The organism is Streptosporangium jomthongense, assembly GCF_042650425.1.
Taxonomy (GTDB): Bacteria; Actinomycetota; Actinomycetes; order Streptosporangiales; family Streptosporangiaceae; genus Streptosporangium.
Genome location: NZ_JBHSBC010000047.1, coordinates 1 through 14,479 on the forward strand (window position 1 = coordinate 1; position 14,479 = coordinate 14,479).

29 protein-coding genes are annotated in these 14,479 nt (G+C 67.3%); 1 reads left to right on the forward strand and 28 read right to left on the reverse strand.

Translation table 11 applies throughout. The features are described 5' to 3' along the window. Nucleotides 1–74 precede the first annotated feature (74 nt). From ACFOYY_RS35450 to ACFOYY_RS35585, 28 genes are all read right to left on the reverse strand, one after another. On the reverse strand, nt 75–536 hold the full coding sequence (locus ACFOYY_RS35450) for a hypothetical protein (protein WP_386195573.1): 462 nt from the start codon (nt 534–536) through the stop codon (nt 75–77). Between the two features lie 541 nt (nt 537–1,077). Then, complete coding sequence (locus tag ACFOYY_RS35455; RefSeq protein WP_386195575.1) at nt 1,078–1,821, reverse strand: hypothetical protein; 744 nt, start codon at nt 1,819–1,821, stop codon at nt 1,078–1,080. Further along, nucleotides 1,818–2,231 (reverse strand): hypothetical protein, encoded by a 414-nt coding sequence (locus ACFOYY_RS35460; RefSeq protein WP_386195577.1) that lies wholly within the window; start codon nt 2,229–2,231, stop codon nt 1,818–1,820. The genes ACFOYY_RS35455 and ACFOYY_RS35460 overlap by 4 nt, the downstream gene beginning before the upstream one ends. A 1-nt stretch (nt 2,232) precedes the next feature. Next, complete coding sequence (locus ACFOYY_RS35465; RefSeq protein WP_386195579.1) at nt 2,233–2,739, reverse strand: WhiB family transcriptional regulator; 507 nt, start codon at nt 2,737–2,739, stop codon at nt 2,233–2,235. Then, nucleotides 2,736–3,026, reverse strand: a complete 291-nt coding sequence (locus tag ACFOYY_RS35470) for a hypothetical protein (RefSeq protein ID WP_386195581.1) — start codon at nt 3,024–3,026, stop codon at nt 2,736–2,738. The genes ACFOYY_RS35465 and ACFOYY_RS35470 overlap by 4 nt, the downstream gene beginning before the upstream one ends. Beyond that, nucleotides 3,023–3,166, reverse strand: coding sequence for a hypothetical protein (locus ACFOYY_RS35475; protein WP_386195583.1), 144 nt, complete (start codon nt 3,164–3,166; stop codon nt 3,023–3,025). The genes ACFOYY_RS35470 and ACFOYY_RS35475 overlap by 4 nt, the downstream gene beginning before the upstream one ends. Continuing rightward, entirely contained in the window at nt 3,163–3,342 is a 180-nt protein-coding gene (locus ACFOYY_RS35480) for a hypothetical protein (protein WP_386195585.1), read from the reverse strand. The genes ACFOYY_RS35475 and ACFOYY_RS35480 overlap by 4 nt, the downstream gene beginning before the upstream one ends. After that, on the reverse strand, nt 3,339–3,587 hold the full coding sequence (locus tag ACFOYY_RS35485) for a hypothetical protein (RefSeq protein WP_386195587.1): 249 nt from the start codon (nt 3,585–3,587) through the stop codon (nt 3,339–3,341). The genes ACFOYY_RS35480 and ACFOYY_RS35485 overlap by 4 nt, the downstream gene beginning before the upstream one ends. A gap of 160 nt (nt 3,588–3,747) precedes the next feature. Further along, nucleotides 3,748–4,230: a hypothetical protein gene (locus ACFOYY_RS35490; protein WP_386195589.1), complete on the reverse strand. Its 483-nt coding sequence runs from the start codon at nt 4,228–4,230 to the stop codon at nt 3,748–3,750. 90 nt (nt 4,231–4,320) lie between these two features. Continuing rightward, nucleotides 4,321–5,211, reverse strand: a complete 891-nt coding sequence (locus ACFOYY_RS35495; RefSeq protein WP_386195591.1) for a DUF5131 family protein — start codon at nt 5,209–5,211, stop codon at nt 4,321–4,323. Beyond that, nucleotides 5,211–5,807 carry a hypothetical protein gene (locus tag ACFOYY_RS35500; protein WP_386195593.1) on the reverse strand — a complete coding sequence of 199 codons (597 nt, stop codon included), beginning with the start codon at nt 5,805–5,807 and terminating at the stop codon, nt 5,211–5,213. Before ACFOYY_RS35500 ends, ACFOYY_RS35495 begins: the two co-directional genes overlap by 1 nt. Further along, nucleotides 5,804–6,553 carry a phage antirepressor N-terminal domain-containing protein gene (locus ACFOYY_RS35505; protein ID WP_386195595.1) on the reverse strand — a complete coding sequence of 250 codons (750 nt, stop codon included), beginning with the start codon at nt 6,551–6,553 and terminating at the stop codon, nt 5,804–5,806. The genes ACFOYY_RS35500 and ACFOYY_RS35505 overlap by 4 nt, the downstream gene beginning before the upstream one ends. Beyond that, on the reverse strand, nt 6,550–6,960 hold the full coding sequence (locus ACFOYY_RS35510; RefSeq protein WP_386195597.1) for a hypothetical protein: 411 nt from the start codon (nt 6,958–6,960) through the stop codon (nt 6,550–6,552). Before ACFOYY_RS35510 ends, ACFOYY_RS35505 begins: the two co-directional genes overlap by 4 nt. 79 nt (nt 6,961–7,039) lie before the next feature. Continuing rightward, nucleotides 7,040–7,876, reverse strand: a complete 837-nt coding sequence (locus ACFOYY_RS35515; protein WP_386195599.1) for an SPFH domain-containing protein — start codon at nt 7,874–7,876, stop codon at nt 7,040–7,042. Beyond that, nucleotides 7,873–8,124 carry a hypothetical protein gene (locus ACFOYY_RS35520; RefSeq protein ID WP_386195601.1) on the reverse strand — a complete coding sequence of 84 codons (252 nt, stop codon included), beginning with the start codon at nt 8,122–8,124 and terminating at the stop codon, nt 7,873–7,875. The genes ACFOYY_RS35515 and ACFOYY_RS35520 overlap by 4 nt, the downstream gene beginning before the upstream one ends. A 157-nt stretch (nt 8,125–8,281) precedes the next feature. Then, nucleotides 8,282–8,833 (reverse strand): HNH endonuclease, encoded by a 552-nt coding sequence (locus tag ACFOYY_RS35525; protein WP_386195603.1) that lies wholly within the window; start codon nt 8,831–8,833, stop codon nt 8,282–8,284. A gap of 47 nt (nt 8,834–8,880) precedes the next feature. After that, nucleotides 8,881–9,264 (reverse strand): hypothetical protein, encoded by a 384-nt coding sequence (locus ACFOYY_RS35530; protein WP_352016409.1) that lies wholly within the window; start codon nt 9,262–9,264, stop codon nt 8,881–8,883. Further along, a complete protein-coding gene (locus ACFOYY_RS35535) occupies nt 9,261–9,866 on the reverse strand; it encodes a hypothetical protein (RefSeq protein WP_386195606.1) in 606 nt (201 codons plus the stop codon). The genes ACFOYY_RS35530 and ACFOYY_RS35535 overlap by 4 nt, the downstream gene beginning before the upstream one ends. Further along, nucleotides 9,850–10,527 carry a hypothetical protein gene (locus ACFOYY_RS35540; protein ID WP_386195608.1) on the reverse strand — a complete coding sequence of 226 codons (678 nt, stop codon included), beginning with the start codon at nt 10,525–10,527 and terminating at the stop codon, nt 9,850–9,852. Before ACFOYY_RS35540 ends, ACFOYY_RS35535 begins: the two co-directional genes overlap by 17 nt. Further along, nucleotides 10,527–10,856 (reverse strand): hypothetical protein, encoded by a 330-nt coding sequence (locus ACFOYY_RS35545; protein ID WP_386195610.1) that lies wholly within the window; start codon nt 10,854–10,856, stop codon nt 10,527–10,529. Before ACFOYY_RS35545 ends, ACFOYY_RS35540 begins: the two co-directional genes overlap by 1 nt. Then, on the reverse strand, nt 10,853–11,221 hold the full coding sequence (locus ACFOYY_RS35550; RefSeq protein WP_386195612.1) for a helix-turn-helix domain-containing protein: 369 nt from the start codon (nt 11,219–11,221) through the stop codon (nt 10,853–10,855). Before ACFOYY_RS35550 ends, ACFOYY_RS35545 begins: the two co-directional genes overlap by 4 nt. After that, nucleotides 11,214–11,534, reverse strand: coding sequence for a hypothetical protein (locus ACFOYY_RS35555; RefSeq protein WP_386195614.1), 321 nt, complete (start codon nt 11,532–11,534; stop codon nt 11,214–11,216). Before ACFOYY_RS35555 ends, ACFOYY_RS35550 begins: the two co-directional genes overlap by 8 nt. Continuing rightward, nucleotides 11,527–11,895, reverse strand: coding sequence for a VVA0879 family protein (locus tag ACFOYY_RS35560; RefSeq protein ID WP_386195616.1), 369 nt, complete (start codon nt 11,893–11,895; stop codon nt 11,527–11,529). The genes ACFOYY_RS35555 and ACFOYY_RS35560 overlap by 8 nt, the downstream gene beginning before the upstream one ends. After that, a complete protein-coding gene (locus ACFOYY_RS35565; protein ID WP_386195618.1) occupies nt 11,892–12,275 on the reverse strand; it encodes a hypothetical protein in 384 nt (127 codons plus the stop codon). The genes ACFOYY_RS35560 and ACFOYY_RS35565 overlap by 4 nt, the downstream gene beginning before the upstream one ends. Then, a complete protein-coding gene (locus ACFOYY_RS35570) occupies nt 12,272–12,571 on the reverse strand; it encodes a hypothetical protein (protein WP_386195620.1) in 300 nt (99 codons plus the stop codon). Before ACFOYY_RS35570 ends, ACFOYY_RS35565 begins: the two co-directional genes overlap by 4 nt. Beyond that, the gene (locus ACFOYY_RS35575) at nt 12,568–12,714 is read right to left on the reverse strand and encodes a hypothetical protein (RefSeq protein WP_386195622.1); all 147 of its coding nucleotides are present in this window, start codon (nt 12,712–12,714) and stop codon (nt 12,568–12,570) included. Before ACFOYY_RS35575 ends, ACFOYY_RS35570 begins: the two co-directional genes overlap by 4 nt. 220 nt (nt 12,715–12,934) lie before the next feature. After that, the gene (locus tag ACFOYY_RS35580) at nt 12,935–13,210 is read right to left on the reverse strand and encodes a hypothetical protein (RefSeq protein WP_386195624.1); all 276 of its coding nucleotides are present in this window, start codon (nt 13,208–13,210) and stop codon (nt 12,935–12,937) included. Next, entirely contained in the window at nt 13,207–13,476 is a 270-nt protein-coding gene (locus ACFOYY_RS35585; RefSeq protein WP_352016398.1) for a helix-turn-helix domain-containing protein, read from the reverse strand. Before ACFOYY_RS35585 ends, ACFOYY_RS35580 begins: the two co-directional genes overlap by 4 nt. A gap of 176 nt (nt 13,477–13,652) precedes the next feature. Here ACFOYY_RS35585 and ACFOYY_RS35590 point away from each other — a divergent pair, with 176 nt between their 5' ends. Next, on the forward strand, nt 13,653–14,249 hold the full coding sequence (locus ACFOYY_RS35590; protein ID WP_352016397.1) for a hypothetical protein: 597 nt from the start codon (nt 13,653–13,655) through the stop codon (nt 14,247–14,249). Nucleotides 14,250–14,479: the final 230 nt, after the last annotated feature.

The following is a 14,479-nucleotide window of genomic DNA, read 5'->3' on the forward strand; positions in this document are numbered from 1 at the left end:
TATGGGGGTAAGTGGCCGGACGCCGAGGTTGGCGTACAGGCCTCCCGCCCGGCCTCGGCCGAGTCGCGGGCCGGTCATGCCGCCACCTCCAGCACTTCGACGCCAGCCTCGGCGGCTCGGCGCATACAGTCCCGGGTGCCGTATGAGGGGCCTTGAGGGGCTGCGATACACAGGTGGGCTCCCTCGTCGACCATGTCCTGGTTGCGGGCTAGTCCAGCGATCGGGCAGTAGGTGGTGCCGTCCTGCCGGGTGCGGCGGTGCGGCTTAGGCGGGCATAGGCGGCTGCAGGAGTCCCAGTCGGCTGGGTGGGGCTCCTCGGGGATGCCGTAGGCGAGGCACACGATGTGGGCCAGCCAGTCCGCGGAACGGTTCGGCCTTTTCCCATCGCGCCGCTTGGGCGGGTAGCAGGCCCCGTGGACGACCAGGAGTTCCCCGCCAAGCTGTGTGGCGTCGTGCCAAGTGTCGACCATGGCGTGCTCCAAAGCAGTGATGTCAGCGAAGGACCGTGAGCCTGTGATGAGCACTCGATAGATCACGCCTTCGCCTCCTTTTTCGGGGTTGGGGGGCGGGTTCGTGGAACCCGCCCCGGGGGTCAGCGGCCGGTAGTGGTCAGGTACGACGAGTCATTCGAGTAGGGGCGGGCCGGGCCGGATGGGTACGTCGGTCCGATTCGGCTCGGGCTGGGTTGTCGGTGCCGATGAGAGGGCTTGTCGGAAGGGCTTGTCGGAATGGCGAGCATTGAGTGGGCTCGATAAGTCGTGTTGGCGGGGAAAGCGGGATGAGGTGTGGCCTGAAGTGTCGGTTTGCCGTGAGGAGGCGGGTCTGGGCTTGTCGGTGCGGGAAGCGTCTGACGTAGCGAGGCCTGGCGTAGGGCGGCTCGGCTTGGCGTGTCGGTTCGGTCCGGGAAGTGCGGGCGGGCTGGGAGAAGTGGCGTGGGGTGTCGGCCGTGTTCTCGTGAAGGCGTGGGAAGGCTTGTCGCCGAGATAGGGATAGTTGTGGTTCGGTTTGTCGCCATGGAGGGGCTAGCCGTATCTGCCGGTGAAGGCACGGCGTCGCGGGTCAGGCATGAGCCGCTGATCATGAGGTGATCCGGTCGAACGCGAGGAGCTCGAACTTGCCGTCACTTCGGCCGCGGTCGGAGCCGATGCCGATGTCTTCCCCCCGCTCCCAGATACGGGCCCACGCCTGCAGGGGAAGGAAGTCGTCGTGGACACGGACCTCGAAGGTGAGGACGGGGCGGTCGACGTACTCGACGCGGCTGATCGAGGACCGAGGCCCCTGGGCGGTCATGACGTGCTTGATGCGCTCTTCGACGCCGGACGGCTCTTTCACGCCGAGGCCGATGTAGACCTCGGGGATGAACACGCGTTCAGCCAGGGTGCTCATCAGGCCCTTGCGGAACCCCTTCGGCAACGGTCGGCCGACCTGCGGCTTGGTGGTGGTCTTGCCGTCCCAGTCCGTGCCGGGGTACGCGCTGTTGGCCCACTCCTTGAGCGCGGCCTTCACACACCGCCCCTCGAAGGCCAACTCCCCGGTGTCCGGAATGCGTTTGAAACCGTTGATGCTGGGCGCCGCGTCCGACTCCAGTAGCGCCTGTGCCAGTTCGTCCGCAGACGGCTGCCGGTCGGGGAACCGCTCCGCGAGAGTCTTCTGGGTCAGTTCCTGCAGGTCCCGGTCGCCGATCTCCATGCGGGACTTCAACCAGCCCTTGATGACCGACGCCGACGACGGCACCCCGCCTACGAGCTTGTCGCGGACCTGCAGCTGCACCCAGTAGCGGGCGACGCTGGTCTCGGCCCCGAACACGTCCAAGGCGCTCATATGGCCGCCTTCCGGGTTCCGGCCGGCAGCGACAGGACGTTGCGGGACTGCATCGCCTTCAACGCCGCTTCCGCCTTGAGGCGCTGCCGCCGTTCGTCGTCGACCTTCGCCTGCAAGTCCTCCACGTACTGGGCGGTCGCGGGCGGCAGGTTCGCCGGGTCGAGGTCCATCTCGATGCGGGTACGGCGGACCGCCGTTCGAGCGCGGCCGTAGCGCACGACCGTCGCCTGCACGTCCACCGCAGACTGGAGGGTGCGGAACAGGTCGAACAGCTCCCGCGGCGTCTTGTCCGCCAGAGACTGGCCGGTGATCTTCTCGATGTCCTGCTGCAGCCCCTCGTCGGCGCGGATCAGCGCCACGACAGCGTCGAACTCTTCGGGGCTGTACTCCTGGGGGCGTCGTTTCGGCATGTCAGGTCCTTGAAGTTGGAGCGAGGTTTTTCGATGGGATCGGCGCCGCGTCTTCCGCCTGCTGGATCCCCTGCCGGCGGACGCGGCGCAGGGTGATCACGTCCACACCAAGGTGGGCGGCGGCTTCCGCCAGGGGCAGCCCGCGGATCTCTATGAGCTGGACGCTGTCCGTGTACAGGGCCCAGTCATGTTCGGACATGGCGTCGGTGCGGGACCGTCTGAAGAGGCGGCGACGCTCGTTCTTCCGCTCCTCTTCGTTCAGGCCGCCCCAGGTGCCGTACTTCTCCGGGCGGGACAGCGCGTAGTTCAAGCACTCCGCACGGACCGGACACTGGGCGCAGATCGCCTTGGCCTTCCGCTCGCGGCGTTCCCGGTCTTCTTGCTGCTCCTTGTTCGCGGGGAAGAACAGCGCGAAGTCTGCGGTTTTGCAGGCGGCGCGGCGTTGCCACTCGGCGGACGGAGGCCGCAGTAGGCGGGCGATACGGGCGATGCCCGCGACGGCGGTCACCTGTCTACCGCCGTAACGAACTCCCCAGAAGCGTTCAGGAACGTTCCGGGGCGTTCACCAGTGTTCACGCCCGTTCGGTGTCCGGCAGGCACCCCAGCGAGGGCCAGGACCGTGCGGATAGCCATCTCCACACCGCGGGCGACTCCCTGGCCTGTCGGGTCGTCTGCGGAAGGACGCATCTCGGTCAGCGTCTCAGCGACCCGACGGGCGAAGGACCGCTCGATCACGGCGATCTCCGCGCTCACGAGGCGGGCGACCTCATCGCAATCGATATGGGTCGTGGTCACAGGAGCGTCCTTCCCGGCCGAGGCCGAGCGGGGCGCTCGAACAATCCGCCGTCGTCCGGCTCGCTGAGCTCTACCGCGGCGTCTTCCAGGGGGCACTCGGCGTCGCCCTCGGCCGGGACGGGGATCTCTGGGCGGGTCATTCGGTCCCTCCTGTTGTGAGTCGCTCCGCCTCGTCGTGGAGGGCAGCGATCAACCGTCCGCCGAGCACGAGGTCTTTGTCTGTGAACACGTCGTTGGGGTCGTCCTCAGCGAGGCCCTGGTGGGCGGCTAGGAGGCCGCCCACCAACAGCACGGCGCCGTACATCAGGCCGGTCATCGCCACCGCCACCGGTCACGGGGATCCACGACAAGGCCGTCGAACGGGTCCTCGTCAAGGTCCGGGTTGTGGTCAGGGTTCGCCAGGACCGCCAACGTGGGCCGGGCCACGACAGGCCGCTGCCGACGGCGGCGGCGGTCTAGGCGGATCTCGTCGACCAGCATCGACGCCACGAACGCGACGACCAGGGAGCCGATGAGCGCCAGCGGGATGCCGGGGATCAGCGGCCACCAGGGGACCGTCATCTGCCCTCCCCCGCAGTGGGGTACGGGGAGCGAGTAGCGGCGGGACGGAAGTCGGCACGCCTGGGCGGCTCCTTCTCGGCGACTTGCCGGGCCACCGCCGACCAGCCGCTGTAGGAGCCCGACAGGCCGTGGCGGCCTTTACGGCGAGCGAAGATCCGCATCAGCGACGCCCCCCACCAGCGGCGAACTCGTCGTGGTTGGCTTCGAATGCGGCGACTAACGCGTCCGGATCCGCTGATAGCTCCCCCGGCGCGACGGGTTTCGCGGACGGCGAGTCCGCTCGTTCCGGGTTGCACAGGTGGCCGTCCGACTTCAGCTCCCTGCCGGCGTGGACCCACCCGTACTCGCCCAGCACGATCAGTTCCTGGCAGGCCCCGCACCGGGTAGGGGTGACCGGCGCGGGGGTGGAGTTGGCTTCGACCTCGCGCACCGCCTGGCGGATCCCAGCGGCGTGCCTCTCCCACGCGGCGATCTCGCCCTGCAGTTTGCTGATCTCCGCCTTACGCTCAGCGATGGCGGCAGCGGCCTTGTTCAGCTCCGGCTCGGCTGCACCCCGGAACATCGCGACGATGGCCGGGTTGTAGGTAAGCCGCTCGGGGGCCTCGGCGACGAGGGGCTGGATCGGGTTCTGAGTGTTGCTCATTTCGGTCTCCCTTAAAGGGCGGAACGGGTGGTTTTATGGGGGTGGGTCTCGCACCTCCCTGGCATCACGAGGGAGGTGCGGGATCGTGGCTCAGCCGTCGGTGAGGGGGTGCTCCCGCACCCGGAGATCTGTAGGCCAGTGCGTCCAGTCGCCGCCTTTGCGGTCCCCTTGGGCGTAAAGCGACCGGCCACCGACGAAGAGGTCCTTGGCGTACACGGAGCCCAACTGCTTGACGAACGCGGGGGTCTTGGTGAGCTGGCACTGCCTCACCAGGGAACGCGCCCAAGCGAGGTCCATCGGGCGGGCGCCGACACCGGATTCGCCTCCGACGACGGCCCAGCTCAGTGAAGGCCCGTCTCCGACCCATTCGCTACGGAGCTGCACCGGCCCGAGCAGCGGCTCAGCGGAAATCCAGCGGACGGCGGCCAGGGTGTCCAGCAGGGCCGGGATGCGGATGTCCGCCCACTGCTGGGTCTCGACAGACACACCGACGTGGACATTCGGCAGGGGCCATTTCGTGAGCGTTCGGGTTGCCGGGTTCCAGGGCGGCAGATGGTTGTCGTCCTGCAAGTGCAGGGTTCGCGCCAGTACTGCGAGATGGAAGTGTCGGCTGTTCAGAAGCGCACGGAGGCGGGCGTGGCGCTTCGTGAGGACCTGAAACGTATGCCGGGACGCGAGCGCCATCACAGCGAAGACCTGGGCGATGTACTCGGTCGGAACGTCCTCGTGGAACAGGTCGGCGAGGCTGTTGACGAACACCATGCGGGGCTGCTTCCAGCGCAACGGCATCTCCAGCCGGTCCGGGTGCAGCGTCACACCGGTCGAAGCTCCGATGCCGGGCCCGTCGAACTTGCGGCCCGCCATCCGGAAAGGCGGCGTTCCAGTGATGTAGCAGTTCACGCAGCCGTCAGAGATCTTCGTGCAGCCGGTGACGACGTTCCACGTCGACTCTGTCCGCTGGATCTTGGACTTGTCGGCCATCACGCACCGCCCCAGGGGGTGACGCTCCACGGGGTGACCTGAAAGTCCTGCGGAACGTCGATAACACCGCGGCGGCAGCCGTCGAGGGACTCCCAACGAACCTGCACGTGGTCAACTGGGACGCCGTCCTCGCAGTCTCCAAGCACGGCGGCCAAGCGCACCGGTCGGCCTCCGTTCCAGGCAGGAGTGGTAACGACCTCGTCCGCCTCGACGTGGTCGATACGGACCGGCTCCGGCGGGATCGGGATCCTCACGCCGAAGTCGCTGGCCTGCGGCGAATCCTTGTCCGGTGACGGCGGCAGGACACCCAGGTCCCGGATGGAACGGACCCGGTCCGGGCGGATCGACAGGGCGGTCCGGTGCTTGCCGTCGTACCAGCCGGTGAACTGGATGTGCTCCCCCTTGGAGCGGGTGAGGCTGAAATCAGGGGCGGGGTGAAACACCCAGTGGGCGGCCACGTGCTCGACCGTTCCGTTCTCCCACGTCACCTCGAACGTGCGGAGATTGCCGTTGTTGTAGTCGTCCCGCTCAACCGGCTTCTCTGCGGTGGACTCGACGACCTCGACGCTCTGCGGGATGTCCTCGGAGCGCATCACGACGCCTCCCCAAGGGGAAGCTCAGGCCAGCCAGGAGGGTCAAGAGGAAGCTGCTTCTGCGCAGCCATCTCCAAGCGGAGCTTGGTGGACTCGTACAAGCGGTAGACGGCCTCGATCTGGTGGCCGAACACCTCGTAGGCCTTGCCAGCCTCCCCTGTGTGCCAGAACAGTGCCTCGTAGCCCGACCGGGGCCTGTCGTCCTGGCGCATCGCTCCGGCCTGCCTGAGCTTCTCCTTGAGGTCAGCGACAGAGATTCGAACCCCGAACCTCTGCTTGATCAGCACCACGACCTCGGCAAGCGGAAACGTCTTCGGCGTGAACGGTTCCGGCGCAGGAAGCTGCGCGACCGGTTCGGCAGCGACAGCCCGGGGATTACGCGCGCCGCCGTTGAAGACGTAGTCGTACAGCGCGTCAGCGAACTCGACCTGCCACCGCTCAATACGCTTCCGGGCGTCCTGATCCTTCATCCGCCCGGTCTCGATGTTCGCGATCCACATCGGGATGATCCGGTAGCTGATTACGAAGTGGGTTCGTGCCTGCGTGTCACCCGGAAGCCGCACGGACATGTTGTCCGTACGGCCCTTCGACCAGGCAGAACGCTCGATGAGCTTTCGTTGGCCATCAGGGTCGAGGCCGATAGGCACCGTCAGGCGTCGAAGCGGAAGCCCGATGTCTCCGTTGGGCATCCGCACGACAGGAAACTGCTCGCCGTCGAAGTTGAAAGAGCTGGGGACGATCTCGCTCACCGGGCACCGCCCTGGGGTGCGCGCCGAGATTCGGCGGCGTCAGCGACCAGATCGGCGGCGATCTTGTTGACCGCCTCCGGGTCGATGTCGTGCTCCTCCAGCCAGCCCCAAATGTCTGGGCCGAGCGTGTGCGGGTGCTGCCACGCCTCCCAAAGGACCCTGGCCACCCGGTCCGCGACGCGGACCCCAGCAGCCTCGATCTCCCGGAACAGGAACGCGAGAGCGTAGAAGGACACGAACGTGCGGGACGACTCTGCGGCCTTGTCTCGGTCCGGGTCGTCCTGGCCGAGCCGAAAATGCAGTTGGGCGAACGCTGCGAAGTGCTTCGCCATCACCTCAGCGGTGACGTCCTCCGCCCGCTCCGGGTAAGGGGCGATCTCCTCGATCGAGCCGATCTGCTCGGTCATGGTCTCTCCGATCAGTGGGTTGAGGGGCCCGTCTTGTGCTCGCCCCCGAGGTCGAGCACAAGACGGGACGGGGAGAAGGTCAGCTCTTCGGCGCGATGTTGACCGCGCCATCCGCTGGCACCGGGACGACCGTGATCTGGCCTCGCTTCAGCGCCTCGTACAGCACGTAGCCGTTCGGGCCGAGGACCTTCACGAGGTCCTTGATGGACTCCAGCTCGGTCTTCACCTGCTCGTTCTTGTTCTTCTGCGCCGCGTTCTGCTCGATCGCCTCCTGCGCTTCAGCCAGGGCGTCACGCACCTTCTGCGGCGGCTGAGGCTGCTGCAGGGTGAACTTGAAGCCGGTGAAGTAGTCGGCGCCGGCCTGCTCCTTGATGAACTGCGACGCCAGTGAGGCGACCTCGTTCTCCCAGGTCTGCTTCACCTGAGGGTTAGCGAACAGGTCCTTCCACGGGTACTTCTTCGCTGCGGCGTCCATGGCCCGGTCGAGGGGCTGCTTGACGTAGACGCCAAGCATCCGCGCCCAGCCTTCTTCGGTGTCGGCCCGGAACTTCTGGCCGATCTTGCGGTAGAAGTCGTCGAGGGTCTTGCAGTCGCCCGTCAGGTAGAACGTGGCGACTCCTTCGACGGACATTTCCAGGTTGTCCTTCGAAACCACGGTGATCGGCTTGGACTCGGCGGTGGCGCCGTTGGTGAACTCGAACGACCGCTGGTCGGCGGGCAGGACCACGCCGGGGTCGTTGATGTCCTGCCAGGCGCGCTGGCCGGGCTCCACGCACCCTTCGAGGGACTTCTCGCCCGACCAGGAGTCGTAGTCGTAGTCCAGGCCGCGCTCGTTGGTGTCCGTGGTGATCGAGCAGCCAGTGACGAGCACAACGACGGCCAGCAGACCGGCCGGGGCGAACTTGCGGGGCATCATCGGTTGTGCTCCTTGGCGATGGTTTCGGTGAGGTAGGCGCGGATCTCCAGCTCAAACAGGTCAGCCAGCGGGTTGCCGGCGCCCTGGTGCTCGATGGCGATGCGGTGGAGTTCGTGGAGTTTCGACTCGTGCAGGTGGGCTCGTAGCCGGTTAGCGCGGGCCCGGTCGGCGCGCTTGTGGATCAGGGATAGGGCGACGAGGCCGAGGACGATCAGGGCGACTACGCCGAGGATGATCAGCGCCCTCATGGGGCTCGCCTCCTTTCAGGGGGTGAGGTGGTGTCTCTCTCAGCCCGCCCCCGATACAGCGGGCTGAGAAAGACACCAGGGGAAGGTCAGAGCAGAAGCAGGAGGACCATCAGGCCGAGGAAGACCGCGCCCAGGACCAGGAGGAAGTTGCTGTCGTTCACGGGCTCTCCCACAGATCCGACGGCGACCCGTACCGCGGGTCAGCCGCCTGCAGAGCGAGGTCTACGCGGCAGATGCCGCACCGGCCGCCGTCGTCCTTCGGCTGGAGGCACGCAGGCAGCAGGGGCGAGTCGGTGGGCTCCCATCGGCCGTCTGGGGTGGGCAGGCACCAGCCGAGCCACGCCACCAGGACCGGCACGAGGGCGGGGTCGGCGACGGAGTTGCGGCCGATGATCCAGCCGTGCTTTTCGGCGTCGATCTCCCAGGGCCGGTTCGTGAGGATGCCGTGACAGCCGCTCGTCCCGTCACCACATGCAATTACGAGGTTGGTGACGTCGTTGATGCGCGGGTCCGACGACCCGCCCATGCCGCGGTTGCGGCGGTGATGGATCGACGCCGGCCGACCGGTCACGATGACGCCGCACACGACACAGGTGTTCCGGTCCCGCTCACGGACCGTGTGCCGCACCGCCGGGGTGGGGCCGGTGGACGACGACTTGGTTACCGTCTTGCGGGTCGTCCCGCTGGACTTCAGCGTGCTCCGCTTCATGGGCGTCTTCGTCTTCAGTTCCGCGGTGCGGCGGAGTCGGCCAGGGTTCACGGCTGCCCCCCGAGCGTCTTCAGTTCGTCACGGACGTTCGCTGAGATCGTGCGGGCGACCTCCAGGTCGTCCCGGGCGGCGTCGATGGCCTTCTTGAAGGCGGCCACCTCACGCTCAGCCAAATCCGCCTGGAAGCGGGCATCGGCCGCGGCGAGCATCGCGATCTGCCTGCGCTCGTCCATGGGTCGGCCTTCGGCGTTCATGAACGCCCGGGCGAAGGTGACCTCGGCGTTCGCTTTCGCCTCGGCGGCCTGCTTGTTGAGGGCCTTCAACTCCTTGATCCGGTCTCGGCCCTCACGGCTGAGGGCGATGAGGATCCCGTTGACCTGGCCGATGCTGAGGTCAACTGCCGGGTGGACGCTGTCCCAGTGGTCGGTCATGACTCACCCGCCTCAAGGGCAGGGCGGATCAGATCGGTGATGGAGATCTCGCCGGACTGCCAAGCGGCGGCGATCCGGTCGCGGCCGTTCGGCTTGCCCTTCTTCGCCGCTTCGAACGTCAAGGCGAACGCACCGGTCGGCTCGCCCGTGACCGTTTCGGAGACCTTCACGACCTCGCCGGTCGTCTCGTTGATGAGCTCACCGGCCTCGCCAGCTTCGGCGAGAAGCTTGGCCCGGTAGGCGGGCCGGACCTTCTGGCCGACCAGGTCCGGGTGGAGTTTGCGGATGTACGCAACTACATCTGGCCTGGACAGGGCGGCCGGGGAGATCGCAGGCTCGATCTCCTCGGGCGTGTTCGCCAGCACCCAGGCCAGCAGCGCGTCCTCGTCCACGCGGGTCGTTTCCTGGCCCGCCTTGATCGAGACCTTGCCAACTGCGGTCCCCGCCGGGAGAGCCACCTCGATCTGAGTCGACCCTGCCTTTCGGGCGTCAGCGAACAGCGGCTCAGCTTCGCCGCGGGCGTCGGCGAGCGCCTTGTTCACCCTCTTGGAGAGTGCGTCCAGGACAGCGACCTTGAAAGCGGCTTCACGCGGCGTGGCCATCGCTGTCCTCCTCGCCGGCCATGGCCTGACGCAGTGCCCCGTCGAGGGCGGCAACAGGGTCGGTGGCCTGCGTCAGCGGCGCCAGGGCCTCGATGAGCTGGGACGCCTGAGCGTTGGTCAGCTCCTTGGTGCTGGACACCCGTACGCCGATCAGGGCGGCGATCGTCATCAGCCCTTCGTCCCGGCCGGCAACGCCGAGCGTGGCGAACTGGGCGGCGAGCCGAGTCAGGAGGGCCTTCGTGACGAGCTGCTCGCCCGGCTCCGGCCACCGCTGCTCGCTCGGGTCGGCCTGCTGCCGTTCGGCGTTGCGGTTACGCACCTCCAAAGAGGTCGCGATGCCCTTCTTTGCGTCCGCAGCGAACGCCGCCACCAGGGCGCGACCCCATGCCGAGGTCTCGGCGTTCATCAGCTCGGAGTTACGGGTGAAGTTCGTGGCGCCGGGGAAGGGCTCCCACGCGACGCCGATACCCGGCCGGGGGTCGTCGGGGGTGCGGTAGAACGCCGCCGCGTAGACGATGAACGTCTTGTCGCCGATCGTTTCGACCTTGTACGGCTCGTCCGGGTTGAGGGGCTGCAGGATGCCGTCGGGGTACTTCTTTCGGGCCTCAACGATTCGTGCAGCTACCTCGTTGTAGCCATCGTCAGCAGGGTTGCGCCCCATCAGGTGGTCTCTCCTTGGTGCTCGTCTTCGTCGCCCTCGACGGGCCGGTCTTCGCCTGCGACGTGGTCGTCCCGTTCGGCCCAGTACTCGGGGTCGTCAGCTCGGGTGTGGGGCTCCCAGAAGGGGAGGCGGGACAGGTGGGCGGACATGGCGTCTTCCTCGTCTGCGGCCTTCAGGAAGGCCTCCACCGACTCCTCGGAGATCACGTTGTGGTCGTGCAGGAGCCGACCGGTTAGCCGCCCCGCGTCGACCAGCCGCTGAACCTCGGCGATCGACGTGTGAAGCCGGGCCGCAGCGACGGAGGGCGCCAACCAGGTGATGGGAGTCACCGGTCACCACCCAACTCGCCGTTAAGCAGCCGCTCCACGACCAATCGGGAGATGCGGACATGGCCTCCCTTGGGGGTGACTGCGTGGGGCACCAGCCCGGCCTTGGCCCACTCGGAAGGGGTGCCGCGATTCACACGGCACAGCTCCGCGACCTGGCCGGGCCTCAACCAGTCGGGCAAACCAGCCAGGGACACCCGCACGGGCGGGCGCCCCTTCAGGCAGTCGCGCTGGATGCGGTATCGGCCGCTGGGAAGGCGCACCGCGTCAAGGCGGTCCTCCTCGATCCTGGCGAGCACCGCGTCCAGGGTGATGCCCAACGCGTCGGCGGCCTCGCGGGAGGTGAGGAGGTCCGGCAGTTCAGTCACGGCCCTCACCTCCCAGCGAAGCAGCAGCTGCTTCAGGAATGAGGTGGCGAGCATAGACGTGGGTGCGCTTCTCGGGTCCCGACCTGACCGTGCGGGTCGCCACCTCCCAGTGCTCGCCAGCCCACACGCCGCGGCGCTCGCGGATGCGTCCGGAGAGGACGCCCGCTCCTGCCTGGTCGGCGGGCGCGTCCATGATGAGCGCCCACTGGCCGGTGCGGCGGATCAGCGCGTCCACGGTCGGCTGCCACTCATCCCCCCGCTGACGGACCGGAGGAGGGTCCTGGAAGACCGGCTCCATCGGGGTCTCAGTCACGGCCCTCACCTCCCGGAGTGGGAGAGGACAGAGCAGCCTCAGCGAAGGGGAAGACCAGGGTCGGCTCGCCGTTGACGCTCTCGACCTCGATCAGCGTGGAGAGGCGGAACATGCCGCCCGCCGTCCAGTTGCAGGGCTTGCTGTTGCCGTCGATCACCGTGTCGGCGCCCTGTTCCTTGTGGACGCGGCCGATGCACTCGTGCGGGGCGCGGCGCGGGTTGGCGCCGAGCGCCTCGAAGTCGGCCGGACTGGCGACGTTTCCGCAGGAGACGCAGCCGAAGCGCCACTGCATGATGTCTTCGGTGCCGAAGATCCGGGAGCCTTCGGTTCGCCACTCCGCGTTGGTCAGGGCAGCGCTCACGCCAGCACCTCCGCCCGGTGTGCGACGGCGGTCCACCGCTGGGCGCCGAAGTGGTCGCGCTGCTCGAACTGGACGTAGGCCACGTCAGCGGTGGCCAGCTCCCGTGCGGTGGCGTGCCATGCCTCCCGGTCCAGCGCGTGCTTCTTGTTGCGGATCCCGGCCAGGGACCCGTACCAGCACGGGGACGCACCCCACCCGATCGCGTCCCGGTCTCCCGGGACGGCCACGTACCAGGAATCCCCCGTCGTCGGCGGGACGTACTCCCGCACCCCGGCCGGATGGTGCACACGCACCACGCACCCGGCCGGGACGAAGACGACGGCGACCTCGGTAGCGCTGGGGCGGGCCTCCACCAGGGAGGCGAGCGTCATGGTCGTCACGACTCCACCGCCTGACCGGCCGCGTCGCGCAGCCACTCAGCCACCTGGGCGGTAGCCAGCGGGGTAGACCACCGGTACAGCACGACCGGGTCCTGGCCGATGGAACGCAGGTGGGCGACCAGCAGGTCCAGGGCGAACCCCGCGAACGACCCAGCGTGGGCCTGCAGGGCGGGCAGCACGGTCACCTGGCCGGTGACGCGGGCGTACGGCAACGCCTCGATGGTGTCGGCCGCCATACGCAGCGCGTCAGCGATCGGGGTGGTCTGGGGTGCGGCCTGCTCGACAACGACGGTCACTTCTGGCCCCCGTTCAGGGCGTCAGCCGCGCGGGCGCCCAGCTCGATCTCGTCGAGGACCGCTCGGGTCGTCTCGGGGTACTCGGCCTTGACGGCCTGCCAGGCGTTCGCCTCGTCGGCGACGCTGGGCTTACTCTTGGTCATTGGCTTGCCTGCTCTCTCTTGTGAGATCTCGGAGCGGGTGGGTCAGCGGGTCCCGGCCGTTCCAGCGGCTGGGCCCGCACTTAGTTGGGGGTGCAGGTCGGCGCGACGCCGCCAGCGCGGCGCCTGTCCGTCGCCGCCGCAAGGGCGAGTTGCCGGAGAAAACCGACCTCCACGTACAGCTGCGGAGTCAGGGGGTAGACCCGGCCGGGGATGAGGCCTTTCACGCTGCCGGTCTCGGCTTCTTGAGGGCCTTCCTGATGCGACGCGCATCGGCGGACGCCTTGGCGAGCCTGAGCATGTGAGCCCGGTGAGCGTTATCCGCCGCCTTCTCCCGGTCAGGGATGCTCATCTCACCCTTGGGGTCCACGGTCGCCCGCCAATAATCAAGCGAGGCAGGGGACTTGGAGTGCGCAGGCTTGGTACGCGCGGTCCGATCGATGGTGCGGGCCCACGACTCCAGGGCGCCGATGCGGCCGTTCGTCTGATGGACGTTCATTTCTTGACCACCCGACGCCGGCGGGTGAGGCGGGGGTTTTCTGGGCCGAGCAGGGTGTCACGTTCCACGCCAAGCACCCGGGCGATGGAACCCAGAAGTCTCGGCGAGGGCTGCTTGTAGCCCAGTTCGATGTTGCGGATGTAGTCGGGGTGCCGACGGATGTCCTCCTCGGCGGCGAGGCGGGCGACGAGCTCGTCAACCGTGAGCTCCTGCCGCTCACGTTCGCGTCGGATCTTGAGTCCGTCGGCCTGTGTGAGTTGCGCCATGGACAGAACTTAGGGCAGATAGAGGCAGATCGCAAGGCATCTGCCCGATGTTCTGCCTTTAACTTCCCAAATCCGTCCTAGTCGGGCCAACAGTCAGGCCAAAAATTGGCGCTGAACAGCAAAACCTTGCTTCGATCTGCCTAGACCTGCCTTCACTTGTCAGGCATGATGCGTGCGTGCACCCCACACGAGAGACCGATGCGGCGGCGCGCAGCCGCCTCGCCCAGCTGATGGACGAGCGTCGCGTACAGCTGGGGCTGACTTGGAATCAAGTAGCCGACCGGGCAAACCTCACCAAAGAAGGCCTGCGAACCGTACGGACAGGAACTCGCAAGATCATGCCCCTCACCAAGGGGGGCATCGAAGTCGCCCTTGCTTGGCAGCAAGGAAGCGTTGACGCGATCCTGGCTGGCGGCACCCCAGAAGAGGTGCCGCCATCTGCGAGGGCGCCCGAAGCTCCCGCCGACAACCTCGCAGCCCCATGGATCACGACAGCATTGGAAGGCGAGGGAAGCAGCGTCGACAACTTCCGCCCCCTGATCGAAGCACTACGAGAACTGGGGCGCCGGTCGGGCTACACACTCGGAGAGACCCTTGTGGAGGCCGGCCTCGCCACAGTGGCGGACCTTGCCATCCGGAGGGCGGCGTCACCTACAGAACGCTACGAGGCGCAGGTGAAGCAGATCATGGACGACCCGAATCTCTCACGAGGCCAGAAACGGGACTTGATTACAAGCCTCAAGAAGCTACGAGAGGCCCTGAATCTTATATAATTCAAGAAGGGCAAATCGGGCATACGCATAGTGCGCCCCGCACTTGCGAGACGCACTATCGCAGCGTTTCCTCAATCAGCACCCAGGGCACTACTCGTCTGCGTCGCCCTCTCCACGTTCCCGCTTTTCTTGCATGGCTTCGGCAAGCAGACGGGTCGCAGCCATGATCACTTTGTCACCCCGAGACAGTTCCGCCCCTATGGCCCATAGACCTGCGACAACGGCCGCGC

Bases quoted from the DNA above. Each gene is read 5' to 3' on its own strand.
- ACFOYY_RS35585 (WP_352016398.1), bottom strand. From the start codon at position 13,476: ATGGCGCAACTCACACAGGCCGACGGACTCAAGATCCGACGCGAACGT.
- ACFOYY_RS35525 (WP_386195603.1), bottom strand. From the start codon at position 8,833: ATGAAGCGGAGCACGCTGAAGTCCAGCGGGACGACCCGCAAGACGGTA.
- ACFOYY_RS35495 (WP_386195591.1), bottom strand. From the start codon at position 5,211: ATGGCCGACAAGTCCAAGATCCAGCGGACAGAGTCGACGTGGAACGTC.
- ACFOYY_RS35540 (WP_386195608.1), bottom strand. From the start codon at position 10,527: ATGGGGCGCAACCCTGCTGACGATGGCTACAACGAGGTAGCTGCACGA.
- ACFOYY_RS35490 (WP_386195589.1), bottom strand. From the start codon at position 4,230: ATGAGCAACACTCAGAACCCGATCCAGCCCCTCGTCGCCGAGGCCCCC.
- ACFOYY_RS35520 (WP_386195601.1), bottom strand. From the start codon at position 8,124: ATGAGGGCGCTGATCATCCTCGGCGTAGTCGCCCTGATCGTCCTCGGC.
- ACFOYY_RS35455 (WP_386195575.1), bottom strand. From the start codon at position 1,821: ATGAGCGCCTTGGACGTGTTCGGGGCCGAGACCAGCGTCGCCCGCTAC.
- ACFOYY_RS35480 (WP_386195585.1), bottom strand. From the start codon at position 3,342: ATGACCGGCCTGATGTACGGCGCCGTGCTGTTGGTGGGCGGCCTCCTA.
- ACFOYY_RS35575 (WP_386195622.1), bottom strand. From the start codon at position 12,714: ATGACCAAGAGTAAGCCCAGCGTCGCCGACGAGGCGAACGCCTGGCAG.
- ACFOYY_RS35530 (WP_352016409.1), bottom strand. From the start codon at position 9,264: ATGACCGACCACTGGGACAGCGTCCACCCGGCAGTTGACCTCAGCATC.
- ACFOYY_RS35510 (WP_386195597.1), bottom strand. From the start codon at position 6,960: ATGACCGAGCAGATCGGCTCGATCGAGGAGATCGCCCCTTACCCGGAG.
- ACFOYY_RS35580 (WP_386195624.1), bottom strand. From the start codon at position 13,210: ATGAACGTCCATCAGACGAACGGCCGCATCGGCGCCCTGGAGTCGTGG.
- ACFOYY_RS35485 (WP_386195587.1), bottom strand. From the start codon at position 3,587: ATGACGGTCCCCTGGTGGCCGCTGATCCCCGGCATCCCGCTGGCGCTC.
- ACFOYY_RS35460 (WP_386195577.1), bottom strand. From the start codon at position 2,231: ATGCCGAAACGACGCCCCCAGGAGTACAGCCCCGAAGAGTTCGACGCT.
- ACFOYY_RS35475 (WP_386195583.1), bottom strand. From the start codon at position 3,166: ATGACCCGCCCAGAGATCCCCGTCCCGGCCGAGGGCGACGCCGAGTGC.
- ACFOYY_RS35515 (WP_386195599.1), bottom strand. From the start codon at position 7,876: ATGATGCCCCGCAAGTTCGCCCCGGCCGGTCTGCTGGCCGTCGTTGTG.
- ACFOYY_RS35535 (WP_386195606.1), bottom strand. From the start codon at position 9,866: ATGGCCACGCCGCGTGAAGCCGCTTTCAAGGTCGCTGTCCTGGACGCA.